Consider the following 18,060-nt stretch of genomic DNA (forward strand, 5'->3'; position numbering starts at 1 on the left):
TATTCAAAGGTAACCTCTAATGATTCTCAAACGACTTTTTGACCTGCTCTTAGCCTCCGTTGCCGCTGTGATACTGCTGATTCCGTTTCTCATCGTCTCACTGATGGTTCGTCTTACCTCAAAAGGTCCCATCCTCTACTGGTCACAAAGGGTGGGGAAAAACAATCTCCTCTTTTCAATGCCTAAATTTCGGAGTATGCGCGTGGGTACTCCGGCAGTAGCGACCCATCTGCTCAGCAATCCCGAAACTCTTCTAACCCCGATAGGTTCCTTTTTACGCCGCAGCAGTCTCGATGAGCTTCCGCAGTTGTGGAGTATCCTCAAAGGGGATATGAGTTTCGTGGGGCCCCGTCCCGCTCTCTTTAACCAAGAGGACTTGATCGCACAGCGAACGGCTGCGAATGTCCATACCCTCACTCTGCCGAGGGGGCACGTGATGCTCTGGCGGGGTCCAGTCAGCCCAACGATCTCTCCGGAGTCGGAACCTCTGTATCGCAACTGACTGCCCTGCTCGCTCGTATTCTCCCGGTCAGCTTCGAAACGCTTATCCTCTATATGCCTTCTTTTTTAGGCTCATTGATCGTCATACCGCTTATCTTGATCGGGCGTGCCCTCAACCAAACAACCAGGACTGACGGGATGGGCACAGATCAACGGCCGTGATGAGCTTCCGATTCCTCAAAAAGTAGCCCTCGATACCGAATATTTGCAACGGTGCTCTTTTGGATTCGATCTAAAGATTCTCATCTTAACCTTTATTAAAGTGGTTAAAAAAGAGGGAGTGACCCACTAACACCTAAAATCATTGATAAACCAAGGCCATTCAGCTAAAATACACTCACCAAAACAGGGAGCGACACAACCATTATGCTGAAACTACGCGAAGAACAAACATCTATTTACACGCTGCTTATTTTAATCGCAGTTGCCTATCTTTTTTCCGTAGGAATGCGCTTTATCTGGGTCAATGAAGTGAGTTCGATGGCACAGTTTCATTGGAATAACGAACTGATGATCAACACCAACGACGGCTATCTCTTTGCCGAGGGGGCACGTGATGCTCTGGCGGGGTCCAGTCAGCCCAACGATCTCTCCGGAGTCGGAACCTCTGTATCGCAACTGACTGCCCTGCTCGCTCGTATTCTCCCGGTCAGCTTCGAAACGCTTATCCTCTATATGCCTTCTTTTTTAGGCTCATTGATCGTCATACCGCTTATCTTGATCGGGCGTGCCCTCAACCAAACAACGATGGGATTTATCGCGGCGCTCCTCGCATCGATCGCCCACAGCTACTACAATCGGACGATGACCGGGTATTACGATAGCGATATGCTCAATATCGTCTTTCCGGTGTTGGAGATGTATTCGCTGATTCTCGCCCTCACCCATCAGCGCAATCGATATCTCATCCCTATCACGATCTCAATCGCACTCTATCAGTGGTGGTATCCGCAAGCGTATTCGCTTGATACGGCGCTGCTCGTTATGGTCCTCGCCTATACCGCCATTTTTGATCGCCGTAATCTCTATCTGTACAAAATTGCCCTTTTTATCCTGATAGGGATTTTATCGATCCCCCTCATCAGCAAAATTGCTGTGGCTGTTTTGATATTCGGATGGTTTCATTGGAGAAAAGAGCTTTCGGATAAGTTTTTTTGGCTTTTGTTTGCCGCTATCGCCGGTATCTATTTTTTCACCGGCGGGATCGATCCGATATGGTTTCGACTCAAAATCTATTTGTTCACCCAAGAGGGGGAAAATACGGTTGCTTCTTCGCTCCAATTTTATAACGTTATGTCGACGGTTCGCGAAGCGGGAGAGATACCATTCCCAGTCTTTGCGGAACGAATCAGCGGCCATACGATCACCTTTCTCCTCGCATGCGGAGGGTACATTATGGCTCTCATCGCCTATCGCCCTCTCATTGTCACTCTTCCTCTGGTGGGGCTTGGGTTTATCGCGATGTTTGCGGGATTGCGTTTTACGATTTACGCTGTTCCGATGATGGCCATCGGTTTTGCTTTTTTACTGCTGTGGATAACGCAAAGCATTCAAAAACAGTGGCTTCGAATCCTTTCTCTCATTATTTTCTCCGGAGCAGCTCTCTACCCGAATTACCTGCATATCAAAGAGTATATGACTCCTACGGTTTTAACGACACAGGAAGTCAAAGTACTCGATCAATTCAAATCGACTGCTTCACGAGAAGATTACGTCGTCACATGGTGGGATTACGGCTATCCTATCCGCTACTACGCAGATGTCAAAACATGGATTGACGGAGGAAAACACTCGGGTGATGTCAATTATCCGGCGTCATTCGTCCTAACCGCACAAGACCCGATCGCGATTGCCCATATGATGCGGCTCTTTACCGAATACACGGAAAAAGGGTATACCGATACCAACAAAACCCAAAATGACTTTGAATACATGATGAGCAAAGAAGGATTTAAAGACCCTGACGAATTGTTGAGTGCACTCTCTTTGCCCGAATATCAACTTCCTCAGAAAAGCAGAGATGTTTATCTCTATCTACCTTTGCGTCTGATGGAGATTCTCCCGACCGTAACACTCTTTAGCAATCTCGATCTCAAAAGTCCCGATAATCGGAAACAGCCTTACTTCTATGCAACGCAATCGGTTCAAGACACCGGAAAAACCGTGGAACTTGGAAATGGTCTCGCTATTATCAAAGAAAAAAATATTCTTAAAATAGGGAATCAAGAAGTTCCGATCAAAGCTTTTTATCAAGTGGGATATGATTCGAATAATGCCCTTCAAATCAATGAACAAATATTTGCCTCGGAAGGGTTGAATCTCATTTTTCTCCCAAGTTACGGCCGTTTTTTAGTGATGGATGATTTTTATCTCTCTTCTACGTACATACAAATGTTTGTTTTTGAGCGATACGATAAAAATCTTTTTGAACCGGTCATTCTCGATCCGTTGAGTAAAATTTACAAACTGAAAGTTTAAGGCAATGGGTTTAACCAAAATAGTTATCAATCATCCGCTGTTTAAACCCAGTTTTATCAAACGAATCATTTTTTTTATGGTTGTGGATTTTTTTCTCTTTTTCGTGTCACTCCATTTTGCGTATGCCCTCCGTTTTGATTTTTCGATACCCTCTTATTTTTCCGATAATTTTTACACCATTTTGATTACGCTCACATTGCTAAAATGGTCTCTACTTTACTTTAACGGTGTCTATCATTTAACATGGAGATATTTTAGCCTCTTTAACGCAAAACAAGTTTTTTGGTCTCTTCTCCTCGCTAATACACTTTTTATTATCTTCTTTTTTATCTATCCAGATCCTTTTTTGCCTCTGCCAAGAAGTGTGATTGTAATTGACCTTTTTCTCTCATTACTCTTAATTGGAGCATTTAGACTCTCCAAAAGAGTCATTTTGGAGCGGCAAAACAAACCTTCAACTAAACCAATGCTTATCATCGGAAGCAATCATAAAGCAGCAGCACTCGTTAAAAGTTCGAAAAATGCGGATATTCCCTATTCTATACAAGCCATCATCCCATGGGAAGAGAGTGACTATCATTTATGCGGTTCATCCATTGATGGTATCAAAGTATATCATCCTGATAATCTCAAATACGTTTGTGAAATGTTTGATATTCATAGTGCCGCCATTACAGTAGAGCTGACTCAAAAAGATTTAAATTCATTGGTCAACAATCTAGCTTTATACGACATAACCGACATACAAAGACTCATGATTTTAGAAGACAATCAACCTTCTCTCAAAGAGATATCAATTGAAGAACTTCTAGCACGCCACCCTCATGATCTGGATACACATATCCTCAGTAGTTTTATAAAAGGCAAAACCATTCTGATTACAGGAGCAGGAGGAAGTATTGGAAGTGAAATCTCAATGCAATGTCAGCTTTTTGGTGCAAAAAAACTTATTTTAATTGATCACAGCGAATACAATCTTTATCAAATCGGAGAACGACTCCCTAATGCAACGCTCAAACTCTGTAGTATTCTCGATCGTTCTCAGCTCGATTTTATTATGAAAAGCCATAAACCGGATATTGTTGTTCATGCCGCCGCATACAAACATGTTCCGCTATGTGAAATCAATATCTCTGTTGCAATCGAAAATAATATTCTAGGAAGTCGTAATATAATCGATAGCTCAATAGAGCATAAAGTCGCCAAAATCGTCATTATCTCTACCGATAAAGCAGTTCGTCCTACTAATGTCATGGGGACAACCAAAAGAGTCGTGGAACTCTATGCCCAAAATATCGATCCAAAACAGAGTGAAATCGTTGCCGTACGATTTGGAAACGTTTTGGGCTCCAGCGGAAGCGTTATCCCGAAATTCAAAGCCCAGATTGAAGCGGGAGGTCCTCTCACGATCACCCATCCCGATATCACCCGCTATTTTATGCTAATCAGCGAAGCGTGCCAACTCGTTTTGCAAGCTGCCTCCATCGCTCGCGGAGGGGAACTTTTTATCCTCGATATGGGGCAGCCGGTCAAGATTGCCGATCTGGCCCAAACGATGATCCGTCTCTATGCAGCCAAACCGATCGAGATTGTCTATACCGGTTTACGCCCCGGAGAAAAATTATACGAAGAACTGTTGCTCGACGAAAGTGAACATAAAACCTCCTATGAATCGATTACAATTGCACGGGCCACTTCGTATCCGATTGACAAGCTGATCCAGGATATCGATACACTCAACAAAAGCACCGATAAAATAGAAGCCTTACGTACAATCGTTCCCGAATTTAATCACACCAAAAAGTTGCCGCAATGAATCCTCTCCTCACCTATCCACACCGTTACGCTCATCTGATGAAGTGTATCGTGCGTTTTGTACCGAGTATGAGATTAGCAAGAATGTAATTGCGTTTCATCCCGGTTTTGGCGGTTCCTCCGATGCGAACTGGACGTTGAACGAATACATTGAATTGGTTCGACTTGCCGAAGCGGATGAGCGATTGGATGTGGTGATGACGTTTGGTCCTGATGAGGAAAAACTTTATGAGGAAGCCAAAACACTTTTAGGGGAGAGCAGGGTAATACTGTACCGTTCAGTAGGAAGTGTCGTCGATTTTGCCAAACTTTTGAGCAGTTTTAAACTGTTTATTAGTACTTCAACAGGGACGTATCATTTAGCGAGTGCGGTGGGATGTGAGACCTTTACCTTTTTCGCCGATACCCTCTTTGCCTCATCTGCACGTTGGAAAAGTATCGGGGAAAAACAGCGCCACTATATGATTCCCTTGAATCCCGAGGGGAGAGCGGTAATGTTTGAGAAGGTCAAGCAGGAGTTGAAAAATCGCCTTTTAGAACTCGTTTGAGTCTCTTTTTAAAATTTTTTGTCTGTTTGTTGGCATCGTTATGACGCTGCATTTCACGGATGGCGAGATTCTCATCCAATCCGCTGAGTTTTGCATACTCGCGTCCCATAATCACTAACTCTTTATCCGTAGCCCACAGTTTATTAAAGTTTTCACACCCCTCTAGAGCAGATATCTCCCGGAACTCCATTCGGTTGATATCGACGATGCTAAAGAGATAACCATCTTCGGTTCTTTTGATCAAAATATTTCCGGGAGAATAATCGAGATGCCATACCCCCGCTTGGTGGAGACCGTAGGTATACGCGGCAAAAGCGCTAAAGATTTCTTCACGATCAGTGAGGGGTTCGAGGAGCGGTGTGCGGATCGTAAAATCGTATTCGAAATACTCACTGATAAAATAGCTATCCGCGAGTAAACCTGATTCAAAAAATTCGATGAGAGCGATCGGCTCTGGGGTTGAAATAGCGAGTGATTGCAAACGCAGTGCATTGTGATACGATTTATACGCTTTGCTTTTACGAAAATAGGTGTAAACGATACGATTAAGTAAATGGGGAACTTTAAACGATTTAACGACGGTTTGGATTCCCTCTAGCTCGATAATTTTGAGTTCATTTCGGGCTTTGTGGATGGTGTGCTGATCGTTTGAGAAAAGCGTTCTTATGGCCTTAAATGTACTTAATAGCATCTTTAAACGGTAATAACGGCTTGGGAAACTCAAGGCTAATATCAGGAAATAATGCACGGGCGAGCTGAAGGTTGTATTCAAACTCCGCCATTTTCACTTCACTGCGGCGTTGGGTGATACGGCGGTTGTAAAAGATTTGGGCTATTTTGGTTGCAGGGGCAATACGAATCGGGATTCTGGCAATCCATTGCGCCAATGCGACACGGGTATTAGAGAAAAGGGTAATCGAGGCGTTGATTTGGGCTTGTTTAATTTTAAAGGCAAGCTCTAAAATATCTTCGCCACTATCAACGATTACCTCATCGATAAAATCGCATGCTTCGGCAAGTTTCCGGTTGAGCGGGGCGACAAGAGCGATAATGCGGTTTTGCGGATTATGGTGCTTTAAGACATACAATGTCGGTAAAGCGGTTATAAAATCACCCAACTTATCGTTACGTACTACCATTATATTCATCGTTTACCCTTGTTTTAATGTGGTTATTTTACCCAATATCGCTATAATCTCACCATGAAACAACCGTTTGCCTGGGATCACTACTCCGATCAACCTGCCATTATCAGAGACCGTGCACTTAAGCGGCAAATGCGCAAAAGTGCTCTCCCCTCGCTCATTAAAACTTTTTTGATTTCCTTTATAACCTTGCCGATCGCTCTGTTGCTTACCCCTTTTACTGGGCGACGCACCATTAGCGGTGAATCATTTTTCGGTATAGGGGTCAATCTAGATAAAGAACCCAATACGACCCCCTACCTGCTGGATGAACTGGGTGTCAAAAAACTCCTCATCCGTATTCCGCTGTGGGAGATGGATCGATTACACGAATACGTCGCTTTTATCCGTTCATTGGTGGGGAAAGAGATCACGGTTGCCTTACTTCAAGATCGCGAACACATCACGAGTGCCGATATGAGCAGAGATCATTTCATCCAAATTTTTGAAGCGTTGGAAGGTGTTTGTCATACCTATATCATCGGCAGTACCATCAATCGTGCCAAATGGGGATTTTTCAGTGTCAACGAATATCTCGATTTTTACGCCGTCGCGTATGCGTTGAAAAAAACACGCTTTCCCCACCTCAAACTCATCGGTTCCAATGTCATCGATTTCGAGTACCACTTTAGTGCCCATACTCTTTTCAATCTCTCATCTATCCGTTTCGATGCGATAGGGAGCCTTCTGTATGTCGATCGTCGCGGTGCCCCTGAAAACTCCCAAATGGGATTTAACCTCATGGGTAAAATCAATCTCTTGAGCTCATTGATCTCTCTCAGCCCAAAAACGTCAAATGAGCTCATTATCACCGAAACCAACTGGCCGATCAAAAACACCGCCCCCTATGCCCCGACCAGTGAGCATGAGTGTGTCAGCGAAGAGGATTACAGCGATTACATGGTCCGTTACCATCTCCTCGCGTTTGCTTCTCAACGCGTATCCAGTGTCTACTGGCACCAGCTGATTGCACCCGGATACGGTCTGATCGATAATCGAGAAGGAATACTCCGAAAGCGAAGTGCTTTTGAAGCGTACAAAGTCATGCTATCACACCTTAGTGATGCTCAGTTTATCGACTTTAATTATCGTTCAGACGAATACAACCTCATCTGCTCAACCCCAAGAGGAGAGTTACACATCACGTGGACTCTAAACTCCTCGCCGATCTACATCTATAAGGCTCAAGCGTGAAAATTTTGATCATTCTCCCCAACTGGCTCGGCGATGCCGTGATGGCAACTCCTGCACTCGAAGCCCTTTGTACTGTTTATCCTGATGCCGAGCTCACCATGGTCGGCTCGTATGTCAGCATCGAAGCGCTCAAATATCACCCCCAATGTAAACGTCATTATGTCGATGAGACGAAAAAAGGGGGGAATCGTTTTCTCAATACCTACCGATTTGCCAAAGAACTCGGTGTTCATGATCTGGCAATCACGTTCCGCAATCAGTTCCACTCTTCACTTTTGCTCTATTGGAGCGGCACCCCCATCACGGCAGGGCGTCGCAGCTGGCATTCATCCTTTTTACTGAAACACTCTGTCAAGCCGGCCCACCCCTCTCATCTGGTCGAACAATATCGCGATATCGCCCAAAGCCTGAGCCCCAAGCCTCTCGTAATCGAAAAGTTAAAAGTTCATATCCCATCCCATCACTATCAACGCCCAACTTTAGGGATCAACCCCGGAGCGACCTACGGCAGTGCCAAACGGTGGTATCCCGAAAAATTTGCCGAAGTGGCGCGTGCGTATGCGGATCGTTATGAGATCATCCTCTTTGGCGGCCCCAATGAGGTGGGGATGGCGAACGATATCGAATCGCGTCTCCATGGGATCAATCTCACCAATCTCGCAGGTAAAACATCGATTGCCGAGCTGTGCAGTTTTATCGGAGGATTGGATCTCTTTATCACCAACGACAGCGGTCCGATGCACGTTGCAGCCGCGTATAGTGTTCCTACCGTCGCTATATTCGGTCCGACACGCCATTTGGAAACATCACAGTGGAGAAATGAAAAAAGTGTAATTGTACGGCATGATATGGAGTGTGCGCCATGTATGAAACGAGAGTGCCCGCTAGGGCATCATGAGTGTATGAAAAACATTACGGCAGAAGAAGTTATAGAAGCTACAAGAAATATTCTTTAAATATTATGCCTTCACAACACACATAGAGTAAGGTCGCTCGCAGTAGTGCGAAAGCGTACCGCTAGCGATTTGTTGTGGAGGCGATTTTCTTTTGCATACTTTTCTTATGAAAAAGAAAAGTTTGAAATTAAAAATCTAAACGCATCCCAAAATACCACGAATCATTATACGTCACATCAACATTTTTTAGATCCGTATCGATCTTGCGATACCCCACTTCGAGCCGTCCGTTATCAATCGGTTCAACATCGAGATGAATACGGGTTTCCAAATATCCATCCCCCTCTTTAAACGATAAGGCCGATGGAGCATAATAGAGTGCTCCGCCGAGATATACCGGAAACGGAGCATTAATCGGCAATTGCAACTCTGCTTCTGCCCCCAGCGGAATAGCCGCATAGCGGCGACCGTCGATCTCCGTGTATTCCCCCTTGATCCCAAGTCCCAGTTTGAGCCCACGAACACCTTGAACCGGACGCATCACCATAAACGATACCTCCATCAGCGGATCAGGATTATTGATCGTTTGAGAGTTGTTGTTATCCCCGTTCAAAAATCGAGCGCCGATATAGGTATTGCTCATCGCATTTCCCATTCGTCCCATATCCAGACGAATCTGCCCCTCAACCTCTTTATCGTTGACATTCGCTTCGATTTGATGAGCTGCGAAAGCTCCACTGCTGATCAAAGCCATTAAAATGATTTTTTTTAACATGTTGTTCCTTCATTAATTCGGGCTATGGTTGCGGTCGTACTTTTCCCGTCCACAAACTGCACCAGTCGTAGTTCCCCAGCAAATTCCGCTCCAACCACACTTTTGCCTTCGTAATCGCCCCCTTTGACCAAAATATCGGGAGCAATATTTTTGATCAATTCATGCGGCGTCTCTTCGCTAAACAATACGACATAATCGACCGATTCGAGCGCCGCTAAAATATAGGCTCGATCGGCTTCAGTATTAACCGGACGAGTCGGTCCTTTAAGCTCTCTCACCGAGCTGTCTGAATTGAGTCCTACGATTAACACATCTCCGTAACTTTTCGCCTCTTGGAGATATTTGACATGACCGACATGGAGAATATCGAAACAGCCATTGGTAAATACGACCTTTTTTCCCTCGTGTTTCAAACGATCTGCAAGAATATAAATCTCTTCTTTGGATTTGATATGCATATCCGATGTGCTTTGATGCAAGCTTGATTCATACGATTCGATCTCGCTAAGAGTCACTGTCGCCGAACCGATCTTACCGACAACGACTGCCGCAGCGTGGTTTGCAAACGGGGCCGCTTCATCAATACTCAGCCCCATACTCAGGGCAAATGAGAGGGATGCGATGACCGTATCTCCTGCACCCGTCACATCATAAACTTCTTTGGCTACGGTTGGAAAACGGCGCATGCTTTTATCGTATATAGCAATCCCGTCTTCAGAGAGGGTAATCATCGAACACTCTAATGAACAGGTCTCTTTCAGACTCAAAAGAGCTTTTTGCAAACTTTTTTCATCGTTGATCACGATTCCGGTCGCTTCAGAAGCCTCTTTTTTATTGGGGGTTAGGAGATACGCACCACGGTATTTACGGTAATCTTTCCCTTTTGGATCAACCAGTACTTTTTTGTTTGCCGCTTTTGCCGCAGCAATCACTCCGCCGGCAACCGCATCGGTAATCACCCCTTTACCGTAATCGGATAGAATAATAATGTCACAGCTATCGATCACATCAATCACATAAGCGATGATGGCACGCTCACTTGCTTTATCGATTGCTTCTTTCGACTCTTTGTCATAACGTAAAATTTGTTGATTGGAGGCGATAATGCGACTCTTTTTGGATGTTTTACGTTCCGATTGGCGTACAAGCCCCTGATTCGATACCCCAATCAAGCTGAGCATGGAACACAGCTCTTCTCCATTTTCATCATCACCGATCACCCCGCTCACACTGACTCGTGCACCCAGAGCGACGAGATTGTTGATCACATTCCCGGCTCCTCCGAGAACCGTCGTTTCACGCGAGATATCAACGACCTGCACCGGAGCTTCAGGAGAGATTCGCTCACACCCGCCCCACAAATAGTGATCAATCATCAAATCCCCGATGACAAGAATATGGGGGTGAGCACTGCGCAAAGAGTTCATGATAGTTCCTGCTCATATAGGCGTTTGATTTCCGGCACATATGCCGAAATTCCCTCTTCAAATTCAAAACGGGGCTGATAACCCAAAATGGCCTTCGTCGATTCAATATCCGCCTCAGTATGAAACTGATAACGCCCTATATACGGATTGGGGATATATTCACACGCAAACGATGTCCCCAACTCATTCTGGAGAATATCAACCATCGACTGAAACGAGCGTGCTTTACCGGTACCGACGTTAAATACACCGTTCTCTTTTGGGTGCATTGCGAGAATGTTGGCCTGAATAATATCCTCGATGTAAATGAAGTCCCGCAAAATTTTGTCAGAGTTTTCAAACAGTTTCGGATTTTTACCCGCGAGAAGCTGATGAGCGAACTGAACCACCATTGATGATGTTTTATTCTTGAAAAATTCCCTAGGACCGTAAACATTAAAATAGCGCAAACCAACAATGGAAATATTTTCAAATTTTTGAGAATATTGACGGGCCAAATGGTCCATCATCAATTTCGAGAAACCATAAACATTCTGAGGAGCTTCACATCCGACACGCTGAGGGGAAGGAGCATCACCGTACGTCGCACCCGATGAGGCATAAATCATATTGGCTCCGTGGGCTACCGCGATATCGAGAAGGTCTTTAAATGCATTAACGTTCGTCTGGACCATCAAATCCTGTTCCAGCGCCGTTGTATCGGATATCGCCGCTTCGTGAAAAATATAATCAAATTTATACATTTGCGTTAGGGTATTTAACAACCCTTTATCATTGATATCACCGCTGATCACCTCACCACGAAATCCTAAAAGATTTTTAAAATGACCGAAACTTTTGAGGTTGCCGTTGGAGAGGGTCAAGTTTGAACGAAAAAGGTCAAGTATGACGATATGGGCATCAGGATAATTTTCTTGAAAATAAAAAGCGAGGTTGGAGCCGATAAAACCGGCTCCTCCCGTAATTAAAATTGTTTTACGGTTCAAATTAATATCACTGTAACGCATGAAAGGTCCTTCATCAAAGGTAGTGTCATATTGTAACAAACTCTTTATTAAAGGTTAAACAGTTAGAGTGATTTAAGATAGATAGGAATATAATAGCGGCGAAATTTTAAATGGAGAAAACAAATGAAAAAAATTGCTCTTGCAATGTTGTTCGCTGGTGTATCTTTGATGGCTGCTGATGGAAAAGCTCTTACAGCTAAATGTGCTGCCTGTCATGGTGCTAGCTTTGAAAAAGCGGCTCTTGGTAAATCAGCGATCGTAAAAGGTCAATCAGCTGGTGCTATCGAAACTTCACTCAAAGGTTACAAAGCTGGTACTTTGAACAAAGCGGGTATGGGTGCCTTAATGAAAGGTCAAGTTGCTACTATGTCAGATGCTGATATTAAAGCTGCTGCTGCTTACATCGCAGGAATTAAATAATTTAACGCCAAAGGGAGCTAACCCCCCTTTGACTACGTTAACACTGGGTTTCGCTCAGCGCGATGCTCACGTGCAGTAAACCGCACTCTTTCTTCCTTATCTCACTTTTCTAAAACTACTCTTTTTTCATTCCGGTCGATACTCTTCTTTTTTATTCACTGACTCTTTTTTACGTTGCTGATTGGCTGCATCATTGAGTTCACGCTCATCATCATACTGTACTTGATTCATCATTTTTTTCTCATCGTCAAACTGACCGTTTTTGATCCCCCATAAAAATGCCGCCAATGCGATAGCCCCTAAAAAAAGTGATGCTCCCAGCATCATTGCAATTACCCATGAATCCATATTTTCTCCTATTTCTCCGTCATCCTGAACTTTGATTCAGGATCTATCTTTTTAGATTCCGTGTCGAGCACGGAATGACAAAACTATTTATAAAGCCATCTCACCCGCATCGAGTTTCCAACGACGAGAAGCGAACTAAACGACATCGAAATCGCCGCAATCAGCGGAATAACATACCCCATCATCGCCAGAGGAATCGTAATCGAATTGTACACCAGTGATATTCCAAGGTTTTGTTTGATAAGCCCATAGGTTTTGCGACTGATTCCAAACGCTTCGGCGAGTGAGGTCAGCGAATCGTTCATCAACACCACATCACTCACTTCGATCGCGATATCACTCCCGTTCCCCATAGCAATCGCAATGTCCGAAGCGGCAAGAGCCAACAAATCATTGACTCCATCCCCCGCCATCACGACGATATACCCCTCGCTATGCGCCTGCTCAATAAATGCCGCTTTCCCCTCAGGGCTCAAATGGGCATGAACCTCATCAATACCCACTTCGTGAGCTACTCTCACGGCTGCCGCTTCATGATCTCCCGTGAGCATTACCACACGTAGATTCAAGGCTTTCAATGCCGCAATCGACTCAAGCGCCTTCTCTTTAGGAAGATCACGCAACTCGTAAACCGCAACCAGCTGTTGCTCCACCGCATAGTAAAAAAGGCTTTTATCACTAGCAGAGTCGACTTCAATACCGAGGTCCTCCATCAAAAGTGCATTTCCGCCGGCAATCAGTAGACCGTTATACCGTCCAACCATACCGCGAGCCGGGATTTCGCGTGCCTCTTCGATACTGCTGGAATCAATCTCCGCTTCGGTAGAGTCCAAATACTCCATAACCCCTCGACTGATCGGGTGTTTGGAGGAGGAGACAAGAGTATGCAATGCCCCGATATCGAAAGGGGTATGAATCGTTGCATAAACGACTTCAGGACGTCCCATCGTGATCGTCCCCGTTTTATCGAGGACCACCATCGTCGCTTTTGCCATCGTCTCGATCTGTGCCGCCGATTTAAACAAAATCCCCCGTTTGGCTCCGAGCGCCAATCCGACCAAAGTCGCTACCGGAGTCGCAAGGGCCAACGCACACGGACAGGCGATAATGATGACTGAAATCCCCACCATCAAAGATCGATCAAAGCTGTGCGGCCAAAAATACCATATCCAAAATGTCGCAATCGCCAAAAAGAGAATCGTTGAAGAAAAATGCTGAGAAAGCCGATTGGCTAACAGCTCGATGGAGGGCTTTTGAGCCATCGCGTTTTCTAAAAGATTAACGAGATTCGAGAGGGTTGAGTGGGCGAAATCTTTCGTCGCGCGATAATGGATCAGCGCATCGATACTTGTCGTTCCGCTGATAATTTTATCCCCGAGGCGTTTAAATATCGGTTCCGATTCTCCGGTGAGATTGGACTCGTCAAAACTCCCCTCACCGGAGATCACCTCACCGTCGATTGCTGAGCGTTCACCGCTTCGGATGACTATTACATCATTCTCTTTAACCTCATTGACATCGACAGAGCGGATAGACTCCCCCTCTAGGATACTCACTTCGCGCGGAATATGTTTGCCGATGATATCGAGAGTATCGGCGGCATTTTTACGACTGAGGACTTCGAGAAATTTTCCGAACAAGACAAAGGTGATGATCATCGCCACGGAATCAAAATAAGCTTCCCCTTTTTCAAAAACGGTAATATAGATTGAGTATAGATAGGCGAGACTCGAACCTGTAACAACCAGTAAATCCATCGTAATGGCTTGATTTCTAAGCCCATAATAGGCACCGCGATAAAAAATCCATCCGCTGTAGAAAAGGACCGGAGTCGCTAATACCCACTCGGCAACATTTAAAATGGTTTTAATATCCTGAGTGATCCCCGTAAAATACCCTGCATATTGAGCCACCGCGATCCACATCATATTCATCGTCGCGAATGTTGCGACCGCCATTCGCAGATAATAATCTTTTCGCTCTTTATTAGCACGCACTTCTTGAAGTGAAGAATCGTACGGAAATGCATTGTATCCGATAGCACGAATCATATCGATGATAGCAGAGAGTTTGACAGTATCGCTGTCCCAAGTGATACGGGCTTTATTATTGGTATAGTTGATATGCGCTTCGATAACCCCGTCCATTTTGTGCAGCGCTTTTTCATTCAGCCAGACACACGCCGCACAATGGATTCCTTCAATAACAAGGGAAACCTGAGAAAGCCCCTCTTTGGTGGTCGTCACAAACCGCTCACTAAATGCAGGGGTATCAAAATTGGAACTCGCTTCGAACTGCTCGGTAGGAGGAGAGAGTGTCGTATCTCCCATTTTAGAGTAAAAGCTCTCTAGCCCTTCGTCTTTGAGGAGGTGAAAAATCCCGCGACAGCCGTTACAGCAAAATCGGTACTCCCCATCATGAATCATCACCTCATCGCTAAATTCCAGATGACAATGATCACATTTGACTTTAGACATATTCGAACTTCCCTGCAGACTTATTTTTTTTCACATGAACGAAATTGCCCATAACCCCTTGCATCACGATATGAACCCCTGCTGAGCCATTATTCGCATAACCGATTGCCATCGAGAGATTTGCCGTCGCTTCTACGGGGTCAATGCTAAAAGGGACCATAGCGCCGGTAAAGACAACAACTTTATCTAAGGATAGACTCGCAACGTATTCCGCACTTAGATCCATTGTATCGGTACCGTGAACGACGATAATGATTTTTTCATTGCGCTGCGCAATCGTTTGTGCCAACAATGAGCGGTCATGATTATCCATCTCCAAAGAGTCTTTATAGAGTATTCCTTGGAGAGGAATATCGATCACCAATGATTTTAGTACCGCTTCAACTGCCCGGTTATCATTAGGGACGAACAATTCCCCTTTTAGGGAATCGTACCGTTTATTAAAAGTACCGCCCGTATTGAGTATTAGCATCAGAGCAACTCCCGCAGAGAATGGATAATTCGATTTGCTTTTGAATCTGTAGCTTCGGTTGAGAGGAGAATATTGATTCCCACCCCCGCTTTAAGAGAGGCCTCAATATCACGTTCGTTATCTCCGATCATAAGTGAGTGTTCCATATCCAGCTTATATTCCCTCTTGGCACTCAAAAACATCCCCGGTTCAGGTTTACGGCACTCACATGCACCGTCGATACTCTCATGATGAGGACAGTGGTAGATACGGGTAAGTGTGACTCCCAAGGTTTGAAAATGTTCCACCATCCATCGGCTGAGATGGGCAAAATCGTCCTCGGTGTAATATCCCCGTGAAATCCCCGATTGATTCGTGACGATAATGATGAGATATCCCTGATCTTGATATTTACGGCACACGTCAACGATTCCGTCCATGAATTCAAAATCTTCGATTTTATGGAGGTAGTTTTTCTCGACATTCACCACACCGTCACGGTCAAGAAACAAAGCTCTAAGAGACACCTATGCTACTCCGCCGCCGAAAAGCTCTTTTTCGATGATATCACAGAGAATATGCCCGATCAAAATATGGGATTCCTGAATACGAGGGGTCGCATTGGATGGGATAATGATCGCATAATCGGCCATTGCCGCCATTTTACCGCCATCACGTCCCACAAGTGCTACCGTAGTCACGCCACGATCTTTTGCAGACTCAAATGCGTTAATGATGTTTTGAGAATTCCCCGACGTGGAGATACCGATAAAGAGATCCCCCTCCTGAGCCATCCCCTCCAACTGACGGGAAAATACTTTGTCATAGCCGTAATCGTTTCCGATTGCCGTGAGGTTCGAGGTATCGGTCGTCAGTGCCAAAGAGGGGATTGAAGGACGATCAAACCCGTAACGCCCGACCAGTTCCGCCGCAATATGCTGAGCATCCGCAGCTGATCCGCCGTTACCTGCAAGCATTGTCTTTTTCCCTTGTCGATAAACCTCAACACACGCTTGCGCCACGGCTACGATCATCTCCAAAAGCGGTTCATTCTCTAAAATCGCTTGTTTGGTTGCCGCTGAATCGGCGATTTGTTTGATAATGTAATTTTTCATAGTATTTTCCTTTAGTACGTAATGCCCGTAACGGATCGGACTTTTTCCATAATCGGTTGCGCCTGAGCGCTCGCTTTTGCCGCACCCAATTTCAAAAGTTCGCGCACTTCGTCTTGATTGTTTTCAAAATGTTCACGTCTCTCACGGTAGGGGCGGAAGTACTCCCAGATCACATCATGTGTATAGAGTTTGAAGTGTCCGTGTCCTTCGCCCCCCTTTTTATAACGCTCTTGCAATGCCGAACGCTCCTCATAATCCAAAAAGAGTTTGGCAATGTTGTAAACGTTACAATCTTCATACTCTTTAGACTCTTCCATCGGTACCGCTTCAGTCACAATTTTTTTGATGATTTTCGACTGAATCTTCTCTTCTGAGAAAATAGGGATCGTATTGCCATAACTCTTCGACATCTTTTGCCCATCGATCCCCGGAACCGTAGCGACGTTTGCATCGACCCGAAACTCAGGGATCGTGAAAATATCGCCGTATTGGTTATTAAACTTGATCGCGATGTCGCGGGCAATCTCAACGTGCTGAATTTGATCTTTTCCGACAGGTACCACTTGAGAGCCGAACAATAAAATATCCGCCGCCATCAAAACAGGATAGGAAAAGAGGCTGTGATTACTCGCAATCCCTTTCGCCACTTTATCTTTGTAACTGTGCGCCCGCTCTAGCAACCCCATCGGAGTGAAACCGGAAAGTATCCAGTAGAGTTCGAGAACCTCTTTCACATCCGACTGCACCCAAAAGGTAGACTTTTGCGGGTCCATCCCCAAAGCTAAAAAATCGGTTGCCGCCTGCATCGTCAGTTTTGATAACCGCTCACCGTCGCTGAGTGAACTCATAGCATGATAGTTGGCGATAAACGCAAAAACCTCATGATCGTTTTGTGAATCGATCATCGCTTTGATCGAACCGAAATAGTTTCCAATATGTAAATCGCCTGATGGTTGAATACCGGTTAATACTCTCAAAATTATCTCCTTGAATAGAGAATATTTTACCGCAGAGTCTCTTAAGCTTCCTCTTAAGAAAAGATATGCTATATTTTTTCACAGTTCAACTACAAAGGATTCACAATGAATACTCAAATTCGCTCGAAAGAGATTAAACTTACCCAACACCTAAACGACCATATTGCTCTCGCGATCGAAAATTTTAAACGCTTTCATCTTGATATCACAACCGTAAACGTTATGATCTCAAAAGAAAAAAATGGGGTCGGGGTCGAATTTGACATCCATATTGCTCACGCACAACCGGTAGTTATCAATGATACTGATGAAGATCTCGATACCGCCATCGATTTAGCGATTGAACGTGCCAACAAAGCGCTTCGCCGTCTCCATGATAAAGTAAAAGATCACCATACCTCATCCATCCGTGACATCGAAGTGGTTGGAGAAGAGATTGTGGAGTAA

The 18,060-nt window shown here is 44.9% G+C and carries 21 protein-coding genes; 10 read left to right on the forward strand and 11 right to left on the reverse strand.

Annotated elements, in window-relative coordinates; translation table 11 throughout:
* Window positions 1-19: 19 nt before the first annotated feature.
* From B649_RS10165 to B649_RS10185, 6 genes are all read left to right on the forward strand, one after another.
* On the forward strand, window positions 20-502 hold the full coding sequence (locus tag B649_RS10165; protein WP_015654439.1) for a sugar transferase: 483 nt from the start codon (window positions 20-22) through the stop codon (window positions 500-502).
* Window positions 499-663 carry a hypothetical protein gene (locus tag B649_RS12690; RefSeq protein WP_366216291.1) on the forward strand — a complete coding sequence of 55 codons (165 nt, stop codon included), beginning with the start codon at window positions 499-501 and terminating at the stop codon, window positions 661-663. Before B649_RS10165 ends, B649_RS12690 begins: the two co-directional genes overlap by 4 nt.
* Window positions 608-793: a sugar transferase gene (locus B649_RS10170; RefSeq protein WP_015654440.1), complete on the forward strand. Its 186-nt coding sequence runs from the start codon at window positions 608-610 to the stop codon at window positions 791-793. Before B649_RS12690 ends, B649_RS10170 begins: the two co-directional genes overlap by 56 nt.
* Before the next feature lie 74 nt (window positions 794-867).
* The gene (locus B649_RS10175; RefSeq protein ID WP_015654441.1) at window positions 868-2,979 is read left to right on the forward strand and encodes an STT3 domain-containing protein; all 2,112 of its coding nucleotides are present in this window, start codon (window positions 868-870) and stop codon (window positions 2,977-2,979) included.
* A 4-nt stretch (window positions 2,980-2,983) separates the two neighbouring features.
* Entirely contained in the window at window positions 2,984-4,795 is a 1,812-nt protein-coding gene (locus B649_RS10180; RefSeq protein WP_015654442.1) for a nucleoside-diphosphate sugar epimerase/dehydratase, read from the forward strand.
* A 43-nt stretch (window positions 4,796-4,838) separates the two neighbouring features.
* Entirely contained in the window at window positions 4,839-5,342 is a 504-nt protein-coding gene (locus tag B649_RS10185; RefSeq protein ID WP_015654443.1) for a glycosyltransferase family 9 protein, read from the forward strand.
* Here B649_RS10185 and B649_RS10190 read toward each other — a convergent pair.
* A complete protein-coding gene (locus tag B649_RS10190; RefSeq protein ID WP_015654444.1) occupies window positions 5,302-6,033 on the reverse strand; it encodes a hypothetical protein in 732 nt (243 codons plus the stop codon). The two genes, B649_RS10185 and B649_RS10190, sit on opposite strands and share 41 nt — an antisense overlap.
* On the reverse strand, window positions 6,014-6,490 hold the full coding sequence (locus B649_RS10195; protein ID WP_015654445.1) for a glycosyltransferase family 9 protein: 477 nt from the start codon (window positions 6,488-6,490) through the stop codon (window positions 6,014-6,016). The genes B649_RS10190 and B649_RS10195 overlap by 20 nt, the downstream gene beginning before the upstream one ends.
* Before the next feature lie 54 nt (window positions 6,491-6,544).
* On the opposite strand from B649_RS10195, the gene B649_RS10200 reads away from it, so the two are divergent.
* Together B649_RS10200 and waaF are read left to right on the forward strand one after the other, a co-directional pair.
* Window positions 6,545-7,720, forward strand: coding sequence for a hypothetical protein (locus B649_RS10200; protein WP_015654446.1), 1,176 nt, complete (start codon window positions 6,545-6,547; stop codon window positions 7,718-7,720).
* Window positions 7,717-8,676, forward strand: coding sequence for a lipopolysaccharide heptosyltransferase II (waaF, locus tag B649_RS10205; protein WP_015654447.1), 960 nt, complete (start codon window positions 7,717-7,719; stop codon window positions 8,674-8,676). Before B649_RS10200 ends, waaF begins: the two co-directional genes overlap by 4 nt.
* Before the next feature lie 127 nt (window positions 8,677-8,803).
* Here waaF and B649_RS10210 read toward each other — a convergent pair whose 3' ends face one another.
* Genes B649_RS10210 through rfaD form a run of 3 tightly spaced genes read right to left on the reverse strand, consistent with a single transcriptional unit; the run spans window position 8,804 to window position 11,825 of the window.
* A complete protein-coding gene (locus tag B649_RS10210) occupies window positions 8,804-9,391 on the reverse strand; it encodes a YfaZ family outer membrane protein (protein WP_015654448.1) in 588 nt (195 codons plus the stop codon).
* Window positions 9,385-10,818: a D-glycero-beta-D-manno-heptose-7-phosphate kinase gene (rfaE1, locus tag B649_RS10215; protein WP_015654449.1), complete on the reverse strand. Its 1,434-nt coding sequence runs from the start codon at window positions 10,816-10,818 to the stop codon at window positions 9,385-9,387. Before rfaE1 ends, B649_RS10210 begins: the two co-directional genes overlap by 7 nt.
* Window positions 10,815-11,825 (reverse strand): ADP-glyceromanno-heptose 6-epimerase, encoded by a 1,011-nt coding sequence (gene rfaD, locus B649_RS10220; RefSeq protein WP_015654450.1) that lies wholly within the window; start codon window positions 11,823-11,825, stop codon window positions 10,815-10,817. Before rfaD ends, rfaE1 begins: the two co-directional genes overlap by 4 nt.
* Before the next feature lie 123 nt (window positions 11,826-11,948).
* Between rfaD and B649_RS10225 the strand changes: the two genes are divergently transcribed.
* The gene (locus B649_RS10225) at window positions 11,949-12,245 is read left to right on the forward strand and encodes a c-type cytochrome (RefSeq protein ID WP_015654451.1); all 297 of its coding nucleotides are present in this window, start codon (window positions 11,949-11,951) and stop codon (window positions 12,243-12,245) included.
* Between the two features lie 126 nt (window positions 12,246-12,371).
* On the opposite strand, the gene ccoS is transcribed toward B649_RS10225, so the two are convergent.
* From ccoS to trpS, 6 genes are all read right to left on the reverse strand, one after another.
* Complete coding sequence (gene ccoS, locus B649_RS10230; RefSeq protein ID WP_015654452.1) at window positions 12,372-12,593, reverse strand: cbb3-type cytochrome oxidase assembly protein CcoS; 222 nt, start codon at window positions 12,591-12,593, stop codon at window positions 12,372-12,374.
* An 83-nt stretch (window positions 12,594-12,676) separates the two neighbouring features.
* Window positions 12,677-15,070, reverse strand: a complete 2,394-nt coding sequence (locus B649_RS10235; protein ID WP_015654453.1) for a heavy metal translocating P-type ATPase — start codon at window positions 15,068-15,070, stop codon at window positions 12,677-12,679.
* Entirely contained in the window at window positions 15,063-15,542 is a 480-nt protein-coding gene (locus tag B649_RS10240) for an asparaginase domain-containing protein (protein ID WP_015654454.1), read from the reverse strand. Before B649_RS10240 ends, B649_RS10235 begins: the two co-directional genes overlap by 8 nt.
* Window positions 15,542-16,048 carry a D-glycero-beta-D-manno-heptose 1,7-bisphosphate 7-phosphatase gene (gmhB, locus tag B649_RS10245; RefSeq protein ID WP_015654455.1) on the reverse strand — a complete coding sequence of 169 codons (507 nt, stop codon included), beginning with the start codon at window positions 16,046-16,048 and terminating at the stop codon, window positions 15,542-15,544. Before gmhB ends, B649_RS10240 begins: the two co-directional genes overlap by 1 nt.
* Entirely contained in the window at window positions 16,049-16,636 is a 588-nt protein-coding gene (gmhA, locus tag B649_RS10250; RefSeq protein ID WP_015654456.1) for a D-sedoheptulose 7-phosphate isomerase, read from the reverse strand. It lies immediately after the preceding gene.
* A gap of 11 nt (window positions 16,637-16,647) precedes the next feature.
* Window positions 16,648-17,613 carry a tryptophan--tRNA ligase gene (trpS, locus tag B649_RS10255; protein WP_015654457.1) on the reverse strand — a complete coding sequence of 322 codons (966 nt, stop codon included), beginning with the start codon at window positions 17,611-17,613 and terminating at the stop codon, window positions 16,648-16,650.
* A gap of 105 nt (window positions 17,614-17,718) precedes the next feature.
* Between trpS and raiA the strand changes: the two genes are divergently transcribed.
* Window positions 17,719-18,060 carry a ribosome-associated translation inhibitor RaiA gene (gene raiA / locus B649_RS10260; protein WP_015654458.1) on the forward strand — a complete coding sequence of 114 codons (342 nt, stop codon included), beginning with the start codon at window positions 17,719-17,721 and terminating at the stop codon, window positions 18,058-18,060.

Origin of the sequence: Candidatus Sulfuricurvum sp. RIFRC-1, from assembly GCF_000310245.1 — a bacterium.
Classification (GTDB): Bacteria; Campylobacterota; Campylobacteria; order Campylobacterales; family Sulfurimonadaceae; genus Sulfuricurvum.